We start from the raw sequence: 16,297 nt of genomic DNA on the forward strand, positions 1-16,297 counted from the left end.
AGCTCCCGCGGACAACCCGGTGTTGACCGGCAGCCATCCAAGCGGGCAACGGGGCGCCCGGGCAAACAACCGTCCGTCACCCGTGGCACAACCAACCGTTGTGTCACGGGTGCACGGGGGTCCCACCCGTGAGCCGTCTCAGCGCTGGTACAGACCCACCAGCGTGCCGTCCGCGATGCGGCGCTTCTCGACCTCCTCGTGCACCTGGTCCGCGCGGGGCGCGTCGGGCAGGACGCACGGTTCGGACAGGGCGTAGAGCCGGAAGAAGTAGTGGTGTGCGTCGTCACCGGGCGGCGGATGCGGGCCGCCCCAGCCCTGCTGCCCGTAGCCGTTGACGAGTTCCGTGCCGCCCGGTGGGCAGTGCCCGGCCTCGACGCCGTCGCTGTGCGGGTCGATGCCGACCACGACCCAGTGCGCGAAGGTGCCCGACGGGGCGTCGGGATCCTCGCAGAGCAGGACCAGTTCGGCCGCGTCGTCCGGTACGCCGCTCCAGGTCAGGGGCGGAGAGACGTTCGGTCCCTCGTACGCGTACCGGCGCGCGATGAAGGAGTGGTCGTTGAACGCGTTGCTGCGCAGTTCGATGCCGGTCATGTGCCCCGGGGTACCCCCGCGGGACCCGGACATGCGGTTCGGGACGAACCGCCTCGGGTACCCGTGAGCCGTCCGGAACCAGCCCGAAAGAGGCAGCGAGCCGGAAAGAGGCAGGGACGGAGGATCACGAAGATGTCTCCCCTGGCAGAAGACTCCACGGCAGCGGCACACCCCGGGGAGGACCGCCGCGCCCCCGCCCGCACCGCACGGCTGCGCAACCGCATCCCCGAGCCCGACGAGGAACCCGACCTCCTCGGCCAGTACCTCACGCAGATCGCGGCGACACCGCTGCTCACGGCGGAGGACGAGGTCCGGCTGGCCCGGCGGCTGGAGGCCGGCGTGCGGGCGCTGGAGGAACTGGAACGGGCCGACGCGGGTGAACTCGACCTCGCGCCCGAGCGGCGGGGAGAGCTGGAGGAGGCCGCCCGGGACGGGCAGGCCGCCAAGGACCACATGGTCCGCGCCAACCTCCGGCTCGTCGTATCGATGGCCAAACGGCACGCCCACCGGGGCCTGCCCCTGCTGGACGTCATCCAGGAGGGCAACCTGGGGCTGATCCGGGCCGTGGAGAAGTTCGACCACACGAAGGGCTTCAAGTTCTCCACCTACGCGACCTGGTGGATCCGCCAGGCGATCGAGCGGGGCCTGGCCGCGCACGCGCGCACGGTACGGCTGCCGATGCACGTCGTCGAGCAGCTCCAGAAGGTCGCCAAGATCGAACGGCGTCTGCAACTCGACCTGGGACGCGAACCGAGCGTCGAGGAAGTGGCCAGGGAGAGCGGCCTCGCCGCCGACCGGATCGGCTGGCTGCGCCGCGTCGGCCGCCAGGCCGTCAGCCTGGACACGCCCGTGGACGAGACCGGCGAGACCGTCGTCGGCGACCTCATCCCCGACACCGAGGTGCTCCAGGCCCCGGAGGTGGCCGAGTACCAGGCATTCGCCGAGGAACTGCACGAGGCCGTCGGCACGCTCGCGCCCCGCGAGGCCATGATCCTCAGCCTCCGCTACGGCCTGCACGACGGCCACACCCGCAGCCGGGACGAGGTCGCCCGCCGCGTCGGCCTGACCCGCGAGCGGGTACGCCAGCTGGAGAAGGAGTCCCTCGCCCGCCTGCGGGAGCCGGGCAACCGGGAACGGCTGATGGCCTGGGCGGGCTGACCTCCCACCTCATGCGGCACCGCAGGACCGGGCGGCCGGCCGAGCCACCCCTCACTCATCCGCCGACGGCGCTGCGGGACGCCACCGGTTCATCCGCGGCCGGCATTGCTGGTCCGGCCGGCCAGGACGGCGTTGCCTGCCCGGCGGCGAGCGACCACAGGTCCGTCCGCCGCACTGCCGGACCGGTCAGCCGAGCCGCCCCGTTCATCCGCCGGCGGTGATCCCGGACGCGGCCACCCGAGCCGTCACCGATCCGTTGCCTGACGGCGTTGTCGGCCCGGTGGCCGTTTGAGTCGCCACCGGCCCATCGGCCGGCGGCACCGCCGGACGCGGCCAACCGAGCTGTCACCGACCATTGCCTGACGGCGTTGTCGGCCCGGTGGCCGGTTGAGTCGCCACCGGCCCATCCGCCGGCGGCACTGCCGGACCGGTCAGCCGAGCCGCCCCCGCTGATGCTGTGGGCGCTGTCGGCCCGGCGGTCGGTCGAGTCGCCCCCGGTGCATCCGCCCACGGGCGCTGTCCGGTCGGCCCGCCCGAGCTATCACCGGCCCATCCCGCGCGGCCCCGCCTGACCGGCTTCCGCCGAGCCCCCCGTTCACGTTCACCCGCCCGTCAACGCCAGCGAGCCGTCCGGTGTCGGTGTCACCCCCACCCCGCGGCTGATCCGGTCGAGCGTCGTCCGCAGCCATGTGCGGTCCGCGCGGGACGCGGGCTCCAGTCGCATGCGGCGTGCCCGCAGCGGCACCATGCGCAGTGCTGCCAGTCGGCCGCTGTCCGGCTCGGCCGAGGCGAGGAACGCGAGCCGCAGGTCGTCGCGGTACTCCTCGTAGCCGGTGATGCCCTCGTAGTCGTCGATGAAGTCACCGCAGCCGTAGAGGATCAGCCGGTTCCGGTACACCTCCAGCGGGCGGGGGTGGTGTGAGGAGTGGCCGTGGACGATGTCGACCCCGCCGTCCACGAGGGCGTGCGCGAAGCGGACCTGCTCCCGGGGCACGCGGAACCCCCAGTTCGTGCCCCAGTGCACCGACACGACGGTAAGGTCACCGGCCCGGCGGGCCCGCCGGACGTGCCGCAGCACGGAGTCGGCCGCGGCGGGCGAGAGCTCGGGGACGTACGCCACACCGGGCAGGTCAGCGGTCGCCGCCCAGCCGGACGGGATGCCGCTGGAGCGCGCGCCGAGGGCGAAGACCAGCAGGCGGCGGCCACCGGGGAGGGGAACCGCGGCGGGTGCGTACGCCTCCTCGGCGTCACGTCCCGCACCCGCCGTCCGCAGCCCCGCCCGGGCCAGCGCGTCCAGCGTCTCCAGCAGGCCCGGGCGGCCGAAGTCCAGGACGTGGTTGTTGGCGAGGACGGTCACGTCGGGCCGGGCCACGGCCAGGGCCGGCAGGTTGGCCGGGTGCATCCGGTAGTGGATCTCCTTGTCCGGGGCGAACGTGTCCGCGCACGTCACCGACGTCTCCAGGTTCACGATCCGGGCGTCCGGGGCGGCCTCGTCCAGCACCCGCAGCGCCTCGCCCCACGGCCAGGACGGACCGACGGGCGCCGGCACCGGGCCGTGCGCCGACTCCGCCAGCCGGACGTAGGACCGCGCGTCCTCGACGTACGCCTCCCGCAGTGCTGGGTCACCGGGGTGCGCCAGGATCTGGTCGACGCCGCGCCCGAGCATCACGTCACCGCACAGGAACAGCGTCACGACGCCGCCGCCCACACCTCCACGGTAGGCGCACCACGGCCGGCAGGGTCACGCGTCGACCGTCACCGCACACGACCACCCGTAGGGACCCGGCCCGATCCGCAGCTCGTCCCACGCGACCGCCGTCGGGACCGCCCCGGTGATCTCCACGTCCGCGAGGCCGGTGACCGCCAGCCGTACGTCCAGGCCGCCGTCGGCCTCGTCCGCCTCCACGTCCACGGGCACCTGGCCGTACACCTCCAGCCGGAAGATGATCTCGTCCAGCAGCGCGGCGAGCAGGTCGTCGTCGCTGGCCTCGGCCAGCCGCACCCGGTCCACGGCGGTCGGACGCACTCCGGAGACGTCCGCGAAGCACTCCACCATCGCCAGGACGGCCTCCGCCAGACAGTGTTCCCGGCACGCCGCCCACGCCTCGATCCGGATGCGCTCCGGATGCGGCACCGCCCGGTGCCCGCACTCGCCCGCCTGCCGTCCCAGTCCGTCGTCGCCCCTGTCACCGCCCATGAACATCGACTGCCCGAGGCTGCCCCACCCATGCAGCGACCGGCCCGGCGGTGGATCAGACGGGCTCGTCCGCGAGGTACGGCGGCGCCGGGTCGTACTGGATGTAGCGCCGTACGGCCCGCGCGTGGTCCCGGCCGTGCAGCCGCCCGACCAGCCACAGCGCGCTGTCGATACCGGCCGAGACGCCCTGGCTGGTGACCAGCTTGCCGTCCACGACGTAGCGGACGTCCCGGACGACCGTCACGTCACCGCGGGCCTCCAGGGTGTCCTCCTGGCTCCAGTGCGTGGCCACCCGCCGCCCGCGCGCGGGACCCGCGGCGTGCAGCAGGAACGTGCCCGTGCACACGCCGTGCACCCACGCGGCCCGCTCCGCAGTCTTCCCGATCCAGTCCGTGACCACCGGGTTGTGCAGCTGCACCTCGCGCGCGCCCCGGCCCCCGGGCACGTGCAGCACGTCCAGGGGCGGATGGTCGTCGAGGGTGTGGTCGGGCAGGACGCGCAGGCCCTTGTTGCAGCGCACCGGCCCGGGGTGCTCGGCGACGAGCACGGCCGAATCGGCGCCGTCGCGGAGCCGGGCGGAGACGGTGAAGACCTCCCAGGGCCCCACGAAGTCGAGCTCCTCTGCTTCCTCGAAGACCAGCAGGCCGTATGTCGTCATACCGGTTCCCCTTTTCTGTGAGACGTGGTGAGTGTTTCTACGAGACGTGGAGAGCGTCGGCGGCTTCCGCGGTGGAGCGGAAGCGGGCGCGGTATTCGGACGGCGCGATGCCGAGCCGGCGGTGGAACGTACGGCGCATGGTCTCCGCGGTGGTGAAGCCGTAGCGGCGGGCGATGGCCTCGACCGGTTCGTCACCCTCGGTGAGGGCGCGCTGGGCCGCCTCGATACGCACCCGCTCGACGTACGCGGCCGGCGGCACGCCCAGTTCGGCGGTGAAACGGCGCTGGAGGTGCCGTGGGCTCAGCCCGGCGTGCGCGGCGAGACCGGAGATGTCGTGCCGGGCGCCCGGATCGGCGTGGATCGCGGTGACGGCGGCCCGCACCGGGTCCGTCGCCGGCTGCCGCGACCACAGCGCCACGCTGAACTGCGACTGGCCGCCCGGCCGCCGCAGGAACAGCACCAGTTGCCGGGCCACGGCGTGCGCGACGTCCCGGCCCAGATCGTCCTCCACCAGGGCGAGCGCCAGATCCATGCCGGCCGTCACACCGGCCGACGTCCACACCGGCCCGTCCCGGACGAAGATCGGCTCGCAGTCCACCCGCACCTCGGGATGCTCCCGGGCCAACTGCTGCTCGCGGGCCCAGTGCGTGGTGACCCGGCGCCCGTCCAGCAGCCCCGCCGCCGCCAGCAGGAACGCCCCGCTGCACACCGAGGCCACGCGCCGGGCACCGGCCGCCGCGGCGGCGATCCAGGAGACCAGCGCCTCGTCCTGCCGGGCCTGGTCGACACCCCGGCCGCCGACCACCACGAGTGTGTCGATCCCGGCCGGGCCGAGGTCCGCCACGCCGTGCCCGGCATGCACGAGCAGCCCGCTGACCGACCTGACCGGTCCCGCCCGGGGCGCCACGACCTCGCAGACGTAGTCGTCGCCCGCGCTGTGGAACACCTCGTGCGGACCGGTGAGGTCGAGCGGCTGGAAGCCGTCGAAGACGACGAAGACGACACGGCGGGAAGTCACGCCCTCCACGCTCCTCCGGCCCGGGGCATGGCGTCAACGACACGCATCCCACGGATCGCGCCATACCGGAGGCGAGGCGGGACGGCCGCCCCAGTGTGGGTAGGCGGGCGGCAGGACGAGGGACGTGGGGGAGAGGAGGCCTCCGATGAACTCCCAGACGGTCACCGTGCCTGCCGGTGGCGCGACGCTCACCGGCGATCTGACCGTGCCGCCGGCCGCCCGCGCCGTCGTGCTGTTCGCGCACGGCAGCGGCAGCTCCCGGCACAGCCCCCGCAACCGCGAGGTCGCCGCCGGCCTGCGCACCGCCGGACTCGGCACCCTGCTGATCGACCTGCTCACCGAGGAGGAGGAACGGCTGGACCTCCGCACCGCCGAACTCCGCTTCGACATCCCCCTGCTGGGCCGCCGGCTGGTGGCCGCCATCGACTGGCTGGCACACTCTCCCGGCACCCAGGGCCTGCCCGTCGTCCTGTTCGGCGCCAGCACCGGCGCGGGCGCGGCCCTGGTCGCCGCCGCCGAACGCCCCGACCGGGTGCCGGCGGTCGTCTCGCGCGGCGGGCGGCCCGACCTGGCCGGCGACGCCCTGGACGCCGTCCGGGCTCCGGTACTGCTGATCGTGGGCGGCCGGGACCAGCACGTGCTGCGGCTCAACGAGGAAGCGGCCCGGCGGCTGCACGTCCCGCACACCCTCCACGTGGTGCCCGGCGCGACGCACCTGTTCGAGGAGCCGGGCGCGCTCGGCCAGGTCACCGAGGTGGCCCGGCAGTGGTGCCACGACCAGCTGCGGACGACGGCGGGCTGACGGCGGCCCGCGTCAGCCGCCCACCGGCAGGTCGATGCGCAACCGGGCGCCCTGCCGCAGCAGTTCCCGCTGCACGAGCCGGTACGGCACACCCCGCGGCCCGTGCTTGTGACGTACGGTCAGCGCGGCGGCCACACCCGCCGCCTGTCCCGTCGCCATCGCGATCGGCATGACCCGGTACGACGAGTGCGCCACGTGCGTCCCCGAGATGCAGCGGCCCGCCACCAGCAGCCGCTCCGTGCCCTGCGGCACGAGACAGCGCAGCGGGATGTCGTAGAAGCTGCCCTCGGGCACCCGCTTCAGGACCGTTCCGGAGCCGCGCGGGTTGTGGATGTCGACCGGGTAGGCGCCGTGCGCGACGACGTCCGGGAAGCGGCGGGCGGCCAGGATGTCGTGGCCGGTGAGGTGGTAGTCGCCGACGACGCGCCGGGTCTCCCGTACGCCGATGTGCGTGCCGCTCTGCACCACGTACGACTCCTCGAAACCGGGCACGCGGGTGCGCAGGAACCGGTCGATCTCCGCGAGCTGGCGCCGGGCGGTGTACTCGGCCCGGGTCAGGTCCCACACGCTGGTGCCGAGCACCCTGGTCACGCGGGTGCTGTTGACGCTGACCTCACGCGGGTGCGGGGTCGCGAAGAACAGGATGTCCTCGCGCGGCAGCCGCAGATCACCGTCCGCCCGGGCCTCCTCGACCAGGTCCCACAGGCCGTGCACGCCGCGCCACTGGTCGGGATGCTCCCGCACGTACTCCGCGAAGTCCGGCCGGGCGAAGTCCGCGACGCGGAACATCAGCGTCATCGGCTGCACCAGCCCGTCCTCCGGCCGGCCGATCTCGTACGGCGCCCCGCAGGCCGCCGCGACGTCGCCGTCGCCCGTGCCGTCCACGACCACGTCGGCGTCGATCACGACCGGCCCCGACTTGGTCTCGAACACCACGCGCCAGCCGTCGTCGAGGCGCAGCGCCGTGGAGGCGAAGGCGTGGAACAGCATCCGCACGCCCGCCTCGTCCACCATGTCGAGCAGGACCAGCTTGAAGAGCTCCGGGTCGAAGGGGACCGTGTATCCGGTCCTCGGGGAGGGCTTCAGGCAGCCGCCGCGCCCCATGAGCCGGTCCAGCAGCCGCCACAGCACCCCCTGGACGACCGGTTCGCCCTCGCCGTGGTCGGTGGGCAGCAGGCGGGCGTCCTCGCCGGACTCGCTGAAGGTGGCCTGCTTGTGCTCGTTGTGGAACGACATCAGCGGCATGACCAACGCCGCCGTCGCGTTGCCGCCGAGGAAGCCGTAGCGCTCCACCAGGACGACCTCGGCCCCGGCGTCGGCCGCGGCGACCGCCGCGGCGAACCCTGCCGGGCCGCCGCCGACCACCAGGACCTCCGTCCGGCCGCCGTGCCGGGCGGGCCGTTCGGGCAGGGTGACGGTGCGGGGCTCGCGCGGTTCTTGCAGGATCGGCATCGGTGTCCTCCCGCGGGCGGGGCCTCGGCGGCGGCGTCACACGCCCAGCGGGCGGGTTTCGGCGGTGGGCGCGGGCGGTGGTTCCTCCTGCGTGTCCAGGAGGGCAGCGGTACCGACGGCCTCCTGCGTCCCGCCGTCGACCTCGTCCAGCAGCAGTCCGCAGCGTGCGCAGGTCTCCCGGGCCTGTGTGGACAGCTCCCGGACGCGGGAGTGCAGCTCCTCGCGGCGCTCCGGGTACTCGTCCCACAGCCGGTCCACCTCCGCCAGCAGCAGCCCGGCCTGCTCCCGCGCCACGCCGACCAGAGCCGGCGCCCCCATCCGGCGTGCGAAGTCGAAGACCTTGCCGGAGTAGGGGAGCGGCAGCACCGGCAGTCCGGAGAGCGCCGCGAAGATCACGAAGTGCAGGCGCATGCCGACCGCCAGATCCAGATGGCGCATGAAGCCGAGCACCTGTCCCGGGCTGTACGAACCGTGCAGGATCCGCCCCTTGTCGGGAGCGGTCATGTGGGACAGCACGGCGTGCGCGTGCCGCACGTCGTGCCGCTCCATCGGCAGGAACACCACGTGCGCGTCCAGCCGGCGGACGAGGAAGTCGGCGACGTCGGCGAGCAGCGCGTGGTAGTCGCCCTCGTCCAGCTTCTCGGCCGCCCGCCCCGGCTCCCGCACCGACATCCCCACCAGCCGCGCGTCGGTGGGCACGCCCTCGTGGCGCATCATCTCGTCGGTGAACGGCTCCGGCTCCAGCAGCAGCGCCGGGTCGGCGGTGACGACGACGTCGCGTTCGACGCCGACCTCCTCCAGCACCAGCTTGGACTCCTCGTCCCGCACCACGACGTCGTCCATGTCCGCCAGCACCGTGCGCACGGCCTCCCGGTCGTCGGGCTCGCGCAGCGGGCCGGCGCCGATGGCGTAGGCGAAGGTGCGGATGCCGCGCTCCTGCGCGGCCCGGACCAGGCGCAGATAGCGGCGCGCCTCGCCGTCGAAGAGGAGCCCGCCGCCACCCAGGACCAGCAGATCCAGTGAGGCCAGCGCGTCCAGGACCTGGTTGCGGCTGACGCCCTCCCAGTCCACCACCTCGTCGGCGCCCGGGTGATGGGCCCGGGTGTGCTCGGCGTTCCGGCTGAAGACGACCAGTCGGGCCTCGGGCCGCTGGGCGCGCAGACAGCGCAGGACACAGGTCAGGATCGACTCGTCGCCGATGTTGAAGCCGCCGTAGGAACCGAGCACGCCGATGCGCGGGCCCGGTCGGGCAGGCTGCGGATGAGATGGGGCAGTGGTCATCCGGGTGCTCCCGTCGCGTCGGAGTCTGCTCAGTGGCCTGGTGCGCCGGTGGTGCGGAGAGTCCGTGCCCGTGCGTACGGTTCGTGCCGTGCGCACGGTCCCGGGTTGCCTGGGCCGCACGGCCGGAAACACCCCGCGTTCCGAGTGTGACGGAGGTCCGGAAGGTGCGCATTGTCCGGTGGGTCCGGGGTACGCGGGAGCCGGACCGGCCGGGGGCCCTCTCCGTGCGGGAAGCAGAGGTGACCGTCATGCGGTTCCATGATCGCCGGCAGGCCGGCGGGGAACTGGCCGAGAAACTGCGCACCCGGCAGAGCGAGGGTGCGTTGCCCGATCCCCTCGTCCTCGCCCTGCCCCGCGGCGGGGTCGCCGTGGCGCGCGAGGTCGCCGGGGCGCTGGACGCCCCGCTCGACGTGCTCGTCGTACGGAAGATCGGGGCGCCCTTCCAGGAGGAGCTCGGCGTCGGAGCGATGGCCGGGGACGAGGTGCCGCTCCTAGACGAGGAGGCCATGCGCCACCTGGGCCTGCGGGAGGCCGCCCTGGCGCCCGTCATCGAGCGGGAGCGCGCGGAACTGCGCCGCCGCGAGGCGCTGTACCGGCAGGGGCGCCCCGCACCCGACCTGCGCGGACGCACCGTGATCGTGGTCGACGACGGCCTGGCGACCGGTTCCACGGCCCGGGCCGCGCTGCGATTCGTCCGCCGCCAGGCGCCCGAACGGGTGGTGCTGGCCGCCCCGGTGTGCTCCCCGGAGGCGGCCGAGCTGATGCGCGCCGAGGCCGACGAGGTGATCTGCCTGCACCAGCCGGCCGCGTTCATGGCCGTGGGCCTCTGGTACGAGAACTTCGACCAGCTGACGGACCAGGACGTCCTGGAGGCGCTGCACGCGCAGCTGTGACCAATTGTTCACCTGTCAGGTGTGGCGGAAATCAGCCACGACGGACAACGATGTCCCATCCCCACACCTGCACCAGGAGTACCAGTGAACGTCTCGCTGTCCGTGTGGCTGCTGACCGTGGCAGCTCTGTGTCTGCTCGTCGCCGTCGACTTCCTCGTGGGCCGCAAGCCCCACGACGTCTCCGTGAAGGAAGCCGGGACGTGGACGGTGGTGTGGATCGTCCTGGCCGTGCTGTTCGGACTGGGGCTGTGGTACTTCGGTGGGAGCGGGCCCACGGGTGAGTTCTTCGCCGGTTACATCACCGAGAAGTCGCTGAGTGTCGACAACCTCTTCGTGTTCGTCCTGATCATGGGGAAGTTCGCGGTGCCCTCGCAGTACCAGCAGCGGGTGCTGATGGTCGGCGTGCTGATGGCCCTGGTGCTGCGGGCCGTCTTCATCGCGGCCGGCGCGGCGATCATCTCCGCCTTCTCCTGGGTGTTCTACATCTTCGGAGCCTTCCTCGTCTGGACCGCCTGGAAGCTGATCCAGGACGCCCGCAAGCAGGACCACGAGGAGGAGTACCAGGAGAACAAGCTGCTGAAGATGGCCGAGCAGCGCTTCGGCGTCGCCGACCGCTACCACGGCACGAAGCTGTTCATCACCGAGAACGGCAAGCGGATCATGACCCCGATGCTGGTCGTGATGCTCGCCATCGGCTCCACCGACGTGCTGTTCGCCCTCGACTCCATCCCCGCGATCTACGGCCTGACGCAGGACCCGTACATCGTGTTCACCGCGAACGCCTTCGCCCTGATGGGCCTGCGCCAGCTGTACTTCCTCATCGGCGGCCTGCTGAAGAAGCTGGTCCACCTCTCCTACGGCCTGTCGATCATCCTGGGCTTCATCGGCGTGAAGCTGGTGCTGCACGCCTTGCACGAGTCGGGCGTCCACGTGCCCGAGATCAGCATCCCCTTCTCGCTGACTTTCATCGTGCTGGTCCTGGCCGTGACGACGTTCACCAGCCTGCGGGCCTCGAAGAAGCAGGAGTCCGGGCCCGGGGAGACGGAGCGGGTCACCGGGTCCCGGTAGGTGCTCCCCGTCGGGGGCGTCAGACGACGCCGTCCGCGCGCAGGGCCGACACCTCCTCGTCGGTGCGGCCCAGCTCGGCGAGGATCGCCGCGGTGTGCTCGCCGACCGCCGGTACGGGGTCCATCCGGGCGGGCAGGCCCGCGAGGTCGGCCGGCGGGAGCAGGGCCTCCACCGTGCCGCCCGGCACGGCGACCTCGGTCCAGCGGCCGCGGGCGGCCAGCACCGGGTGGTCCAGGAACCCGGCGACGTCGTTGACCCCGGCGCAGGCGATGCCGATGGCCTCCAGGTCCTTGAGGATCTCCTCGGAACCGGAGCGGGCGAAGCGGCCGGCGACGATCGCGTTGAGCTCCTCGCGATGGGCGACCCGGTCGGAGGCGGTGGCGAAGCGCGGATCGCCGACCAGCTCCGGCCGGCCGAGGAACTCCGCGCACAGGGCCGCCCACTCCCGCTCGTTCTGGATGGAGAACAGCACCTCGTTGCCGTCGGAGGCCTCGTACGTCCCGTACGGCGCGATGGTGGCGTGCTGGGTGCCCAGCCGCGGGGGCTGGGTGCCTCCGTACCGGGTGTAGTAGGCGGGCTGGCCCATCCACTCCGCCAGCGCCTCGAACAGGGACACGTCCACCGGGTGGGCCTCGCCGGTGACGGCGCGGGTGTACAGGGCCGTGAGAACGCCGCTGTAGGCGTACATCCCGGCGGCGATGTCGGCGACGGAGATCCCGGTCCGGGCGGTCCCCTCAGGCGTTCCCGTCAGGGACACCAGTCCGGTCTGGCACTGCACGAGCAGGTCGTACGACTTGCGGTCGGCCCAGGGGCCGGTCGTGCCCCAGCCGGATATCGTGCACGGGATCAGACCGGGGCGGCGGCCGGTGACGGTGGCGGCGTCCAGACCGAGCCGGCCGGCGGCGCCCGGGGCGAGGTTCTGTACGAACACGTCGGCGCCGTCGAGGAGTTCGTGCAGGATCTCGCGGCCCCGTGGATCCTTGAGGTCCAGGGTGAGGGACTGCTTGGAGCGGTTCAGCCACACGAAATAGCTGGAGTGGCCGTGCACGGTCGTGTCGTACCGGCGGGCGAAGTCGCCGCCGCCCGGCCGTTCCACCTTGATGACACGGGCGCCGAGGTCGGCGAGCTGCCGGGTGGCGTAGGGCGCGGCCACGGCCTGCTCCAGGCTGACCACCGTGACCCCGGCCAGGGGATACCGCTGCACGCTCATGCCTCATGCTCCTGAACCTCGTACCGGACGGCGCCCCGACAGTCTCTCCCAGCCGGGCGGCGGCGGCACGGGCCCCTGGACGCGATCCGGATCACGCCGGTCCGGGCGGGCGCGCGACGGCTACTGCCGGGCCAGACGCCGCATCGCCAGCGCCAGTTGCAGCCGGAGCCGGCCCTGCGGGGTGCGCACCGGCCAGCCGAGCAGGTGCTCGGCGTGGGCCAGCCGGTCCTGGAGCGTGGAGTGGTGGACGTTGATCTCGGAGGCGGCCGCCCGCAAGCTCGCCGTGTACGCGACCGCGTGCAGGGTCGCCGGCAGCCAGGGCGTGGTCGCCGCGGCCGTCTCCAGGGCACGGACGTCGGGCGGCGGCTCGGCGCCCGGTACGACCAGATCGGCGAGGAGGGCGATGCCGCCCAGCTCCTCGGCGTGCACGACCCGCGGCCCGGGGTCCTGCGGGGTGCCCTCGGCGGTGAACCGCAGGGCGGTACGGGCCTCGGCCCAGGACCGGGGGAGTTCCAGCACGGGCACGGCGGGCCCGACGCCGAGCCGTCCGACCGTGTCGGTCCCCGTCCCGGCGGGTACGACGCGTGGCCGCTCGTTCAGCGGGGCGAGAGCCCTGGCCGCAAGGGCGGGGTCCAGACCGAGGCGGCGGGCGGCATGCAGCCGGGCCGCTTCCGGGGCCGTGCCGTCGAGCAGGGTCTCGACCAGCGCGGGATCGTCGGCCGGGACCCGCCCGCGGGTACGGTCGAGAACGAGCCGCAGCACACCGGCGGCCCGCTCGAGAATCACCGCGTCGACCACACTGGACGCGCCCCGGGCCTGCCCGACGTGGCCGCCCCGGGACGCCGCCCCGGCACGGCCGGTGCCGACCGCTTGGGACGCCGCCCTGGTGCGGTCCCCGTTCACGACGCCGGACGCCGCCCCGGCACGGCTGGTTTCGGTCACGCCGGACGCCGCCCCGGAACGGTCCGTCTCCACGCCGCCGGATGCCGGCGCGGTGCGGTCGGGTGCGCCCACCGGGGACGGCACCCCGGCTCGGTCGCTGTCCATGGCGTAGGACGCCGCCCCGCCACGGCCGGTGCCGCCCACCTGGGAGGCCGCCCTGGCGCGGTCCGCGTCCGCGACGCCCGACGCCGGCCCGCCACGGCCGGTGTCGCTCACCTGGGAGGCCGCCCTGGCGCGGTCCGCGTTCGCGACGCCCGACGCCGGCCCGCCACGGCCGGCGTCGCCCACCTGGGACGCCGCCCCGGCGCGGTCCGCGTCCGCGACGCGCGACGCCGGCCCGGCACGGCCCGTGTCCACCACCCCGGACGCCGCCCCGCCCCGCTCCAGCCAAAGGGCCGCCATGCCGTCCGGGGACAGCCGGGCGGACGGCCAGGTGGGGTCGGGTGGCACATCCGTGTCCCGGCGGGTGCCGTCGGGCTCCACACGTACGCGCACGCGGCGTTCGGGGTCCACCAGCCGGGCCGGGCAGCCGGACAGTACGGCGGCACCGCGAACGAGTGCCTCCACACCGGCCCTGGTCTCGGCCAGACGGTCGAAGTAGGCGATGACCCGGACCGCCGCACCGGCATCCGGATCGAGCGCGGTCAGACGCCCGGCCAGCTCTTTCATAGGCCCCATGGTGCGGCATGCGGCGGCCGAACGGGCCCCGCTCGCCGGTGGCTGCCCGAGCACTCCGCCGCGGCCGACGCACCGGGGGCCCCGCCCGTCACGCGCCCAGCAATCTCCGAAGCCAGTTCACATGCGCCGCCCGCGCCGACTGGGAGAGCGCCGCCTGGGGCGCGAAACCGTCGAAGCCGTGGAAGCCGCCGGGCCAGACGTGCAGCTCGGCCACGCCACCGGCCTGCCAGATGCGCGACGCGTAGGCGACGACCTCGTCCCGGAAGGTCTCCGCGGAGCCGACGTCGAGAAACGCCGGGGGCAGCCCGGTCAGGTCCTCGGCACGGGCCGGCGCCGCGTACGCCGGTACGTCGGGGCCGCCGCGCCGCGAGCCCAGCAGAGCGGTCCAGCCGGTCTCGTTGGCGGTGCGGTCCCACACTCCGAGGCCCGCCATCTGGTACGTCGACGGCGTGTCGTTGCGGTCGTCGAGCATCGGGCACATCAGGACCTGCCCGATCGGCTGCGGCCCCTTGCGGTCCCGCGTGAGCAGGGCCAGGGCCGCGCACAGCCCCCCACCCGCGCTGGCGCCCGCGATGACGATCCGCTCGGGGTCGGCACCGAGCTCGGCGGCGTGGTCCGCCGTCCACAGCAGCCCGGCGTACACGTCCTCGATCGGCGCGGGATGCGGATGCTCCGGCGCCAGCCGGTACTCCACCGACACCACCACCGCGTCCAGAGCCTGCGCCCACGCCAGCGGGACGTCGACGCCGACCCGGTTGTTCCCGATGACCATGCCGCCGCCGTGCACGTGGTAGATGACGGGCCGCGCCCCGGCGCTCGCCGGAGCGGCCGGCCGGCAGATGAGCAGCGAGATGTCGGGCTCGCCCTGCGGCCCGGGCACCTGCCGGTCCTCCACCTCGAACGTCCCGCCCATCGTCACGTCCAGTTCGGCCAGCAGCTGTATACCCGGGCTCTGGCGCACCTCGGCGATCTCGTCCAGGGTGAGACCCGGGCTGATCATGTCCTTGATCAGTTCCAGGGCTCCGGCGAGTTCCGGGTCGAACGGGGGCGGAACATGCGTCATGACGTCTCCTCACGCGAGGTCGCGGCGGCTCGTGCTGCCATGATCGGTCCCGCCGCGCCGGACCCGGGCGCCGCCGTCCGGCGGAACCTCCCCGCCGGACGGCGGGTGGCGCACCGGTGGCGGGCGAGAGCCACGGCCGTGAGAGCCGCGACCAGCGCGCACACCCCGAGCCACCCGAAACGGCCGTAGGCACACGTGCCCAGCCACGAGCCGACGGCGCCACCAAGATACGCGCAGGTCATGTAGGCGGTGGTGAGCCGGCTGCGTACCTCGGCGCGCAGCGCCTGGATCCGCACGGTGTTGGCGACCATCCCGGACTGCATACCGACATCGAGCAGCAGCGTGCCCACGACCAGGGCCGTCACCCCCGCCGCGCCGCCGAGACCTCCCAGCGCCAGCACCGCGGCCGAGGCGCCCACCACCAGGAAGCACACGCCGTTGACCGCGTCCGGCCCCCGTCGGTCGACCTGGCGGCCCGCGACCGGCGTGCACACCATGGTCACCGCGTTGACCAGGGCGAGCAGCCCCACGGCCCCCGCGCCCAGGCCGCCGTACACCGGACCGGTGAGCAGCAGGGCCACGCCGGTCCACACCGCGGAGAAACCGGCGAACACCAGGGCCTGGTACAGGCAGGAGCGGCGCAGACCGGGTTCGGTGCGCAGCAGCCGCAGCGGCTCGGCCAGGAGCGTCGGGTAGCCCTGGGAGGAGGACGGGGACGTCCGCGGAAGCACGCGCGCCGACAGCGCGGCCACCGCCAGGGACAGCACGGCGGCCAGGACGTACGGGGCCCGCCAGCCCAGCCAGTCGCCCAGCGCGCCCCCGGCGGTGCGCGACAGCAGCATGCCCGCGAGGGAGCCGCTCAGCAGGGTGCCGCCGGTGACGCCACGCCGCTCCGCCGGCACCAGACCGGCCGCCAGCGGCCCGGCGAGCGGGGCCGCCACCGTCGTCACCCCCACCAAGGCACTGGCGACGACCAGCGGTACCAGCCCCGGCGCGGCGCTCGCCGCGAACAGCCCGAGGCCGGTCAGCGTGAGGAGGGTGACCAGCAGCGGGCGGTACGGCAGGCGGTCGCCGAGCGGGACGAGCAGACAGATGCCGGCGGCGTAGCCGAACTGCGTCGCGGTGACGACGCCGGCGGCCGCGTCGGGCGAGACGTGCAGCCCGGACGCGATCAGCGGGCTGAGGGCCTGCGGGAAGTAGACGTTGCCCACGGCCGCGCCGCAGACGACCGCCAGGGTGAGGATCACCCGGGGACTCGCGCCCGGGTGCGCTGTAGGCTGCCGGTG

Annotated in this window: 15 protein-coding genes and 1 pseudogene; 4 read left to right on the top strand and 12 right to left on the bottom strand. The window is 73.8% G+C overall.

Annotated features, from left to right (window positions below; all coding sequences use genetic code 11):
• Nucleotides 1-138: 138 nt before the first annotated feature.
• The gene (locus tag ACH4G3_RS15790) at nt 139-591 is read right to left on the bottom strand and encodes a YbhB/YbcL family Raf kinase inhibitor-like protein (RefSeq protein WP_354742298.1); all 453 of its coding nucleotides are present in this window, start codon (nt 589-591) and stop codon (nt 139-141) included.
• A gap of 132 nt (nt 592-723) precedes the next feature.
• On the opposite strand from ACH4G3_RS15790, the gene ACH4G3_RS15795 reads away from it, so the two are divergent.
• Nucleotides 724-1,749, top strand: a complete 1,026-nt coding sequence (locus ACH4G3_RS15795; protein WP_397624985.1) for a sigma-70 family RNA polymerase sigma factor — start codon at nt 724-726, stop codon at nt 1,747-1,749.
• Between the two features lie 601 nt (nt 1,750-2,350).
• On the opposite strand, the gene ACH4G3_RS15800 is transcribed toward ACH4G3_RS15795, so the two are convergent.
• The 4 genes from ACH4G3_RS15800 to ACH4G3_RS15815 are packed head-to-tail and all read right to left on the bottom strand — an operon-like array spanning nt 2,351 to nt 5,622.
• Nucleotides 2,351-3,457 (bottom strand): CapA family protein, encoded by a 1,107-nt coding sequence (locus tag ACH4G3_RS15800; RefSeq protein WP_397624986.1) that lies wholly within the window; start codon nt 3,455-3,457, stop codon nt 2,351-2,353.
• 33 nt (nt 3,458-3,490) lie between these two features.
• Nucleotides 3,491-3,946 (bottom strand): archease, encoded by a 456-nt coding sequence (locus ACH4G3_RS15805; RefSeq protein WP_397624987.1) that lies wholly within the window; start codon nt 3,944-3,946, stop codon nt 3,491-3,493.
• A gap of 55 nt (nt 3,947-4,001) precedes the next feature.
• Nucleotides 4,002-4,604: a DJ-1/PfpI family protein gene (locus tag ACH4G3_RS15810; protein WP_397624988.1), complete on the bottom strand. Its 603-nt coding sequence runs from the start codon at nt 4,602-4,604 to the stop codon at nt 4,002-4,004.
• A gap of 37 nt (nt 4,605-4,641) precedes the next feature.
• Nucleotides 4,642-5,622, bottom strand: coding sequence for a GlxA family transcriptional regulator (locus ACH4G3_RS15815; protein WP_397624989.1), 981 nt, complete (start codon nt 5,620-5,622; stop codon nt 4,642-4,644).
• Between the two features lie 145 nt (nt 5,623-5,767).
• Here ACH4G3_RS15815 and ACH4G3_RS15820 point away from each other — a divergent pair, with 145 nt between their 5' ends.
• Nucleotides 5,768-6,424 carry a dienelactone hydrolase family protein gene (locus ACH4G3_RS15820; protein WP_397624990.1) on the top strand — a complete coding sequence of 219 codons (657 nt, stop codon included), beginning with the start codon at nt 5,768-5,770 and terminating at the stop codon, nt 6,422-6,424.
• Nucleotides 6,425-6,436: 12 nt separating this feature from the next.
• Here the strand turns inward: ACH4G3_RS15820 and ACH4G3_RS15825 are convergent, their stop codons facing one another.
• Nucleotides 6,437-7,876 carry an FAD-dependent oxidoreductase gene (locus ACH4G3_RS15825; protein WP_397624991.1) on the bottom strand — a complete coding sequence of 480 codons (1,440 nt, stop codon included), beginning with the start codon at nt 7,874-7,876 and terminating at the stop codon, nt 6,437-6,439.
• A 36-nt stretch (nt 7,877-7,912) separates the two neighbouring features.
• Nucleotides 7,913-9,157 (bottom strand): polysaccharide pyruvyl transferase family protein, encoded by a 1,245-nt coding sequence (locus tag ACH4G3_RS15830; protein WP_397624992.1) that lies wholly within the window; start codon nt 9,155-9,157, stop codon nt 7,913-7,915.
• A gap of 248 nt (nt 9,158-9,405) precedes the next feature.
• On the opposite strand from ACH4G3_RS15830, the gene ACH4G3_RS15835 reads away from it, so the two are divergent.
• Together ACH4G3_RS15835 and ACH4G3_RS15840 are read left to right on the top strand one after the other, a co-directional pair.
• Nucleotides 9,406-10,050, top strand: coding sequence for a phosphoribosyltransferase (locus ACH4G3_RS15835; protein ID WP_397624993.1), 645 nt, complete (start codon nt 9,406-9,408; stop codon nt 10,048-10,050).
• Between the two features lie 84 nt (nt 10,051-10,134).
• On the top strand, nt 10,135-11,118 hold the full coding sequence (locus tag ACH4G3_RS15840; protein ID WP_397624994.1) for a TerC family protein: 984 nt from the start codon (nt 10,135-10,137) through the stop codon (nt 11,116-11,118).
• Nucleotides 11,119-11,137: 19 nt separating this feature from the next.
• On the opposite strand, the gene ACH4G3_RS15845 is transcribed toward ACH4G3_RS15840, so the two are convergent.
• The 5 genes and pseudogenes from ACH4G3_RS15845 to ACH4G3_RS15860 form a co-directional block, all read right to left on the bottom strand.
• Nucleotides 11,138-12,328 (bottom strand): CaiB/BaiF CoA transferase family protein, encoded by a 1,191-nt coding sequence (locus ACH4G3_RS15845; RefSeq protein ID WP_397624995.1) that lies wholly within the window; start codon nt 12,326-12,328, stop codon nt 11,138-11,140.
• 120 nt (nt 12,329-12,448) lie between these two features.
• On the bottom strand, nt 12,449-13,375 hold the full coding sequence (locus ACH4G3_RS15850) for a helix-turn-helix domain-containing protein (protein ID WP_397625497.1): 927 nt from the start codon (nt 13,373-13,375) through the stop codon (nt 12,449-12,451).
• Nucleotides 13,376-13,567: 192 nt separating this feature from the next.
• Nucleotides 13,568-13,939: pseudogene (locus tag ACH4G3_RS42385) on the bottom strand (helix-turn-helix domain-containing protein); the annotation flags it as partial.
• Between the two features lie 97 nt (nt 13,940-14,036).
• Nucleotides 14,037-15,011, bottom strand: coding sequence for an alpha/beta hydrolase (locus ACH4G3_RS15855; RefSeq protein ID WP_397624996.1), 975 nt, complete (start codon nt 15,009-15,011; stop codon nt 14,037-14,039).
• A complete protein-coding gene (locus ACH4G3_RS15860; RefSeq protein ID WP_397624997.1) occupies nt 15,008-16,258 on the bottom strand; it encodes an MFS transporter in 1,251 nt (416 codons plus the stop codon). Before ACH4G3_RS15860 ends, ACH4G3_RS15855 begins: the two co-directional genes overlap by 4 nt.
• Nucleotides 16,259-16,297: the final 39 nt, after the last annotated feature.

This window comes from Streptomyces afghaniensis (assembly GCF_044327915.1).
Lineage (GTDB): Bacteria > Actinomycetota > Actinomycetes > Streptomycetales > Streptomycetaceae > Streptomyces > Streptomyces afghaniensis.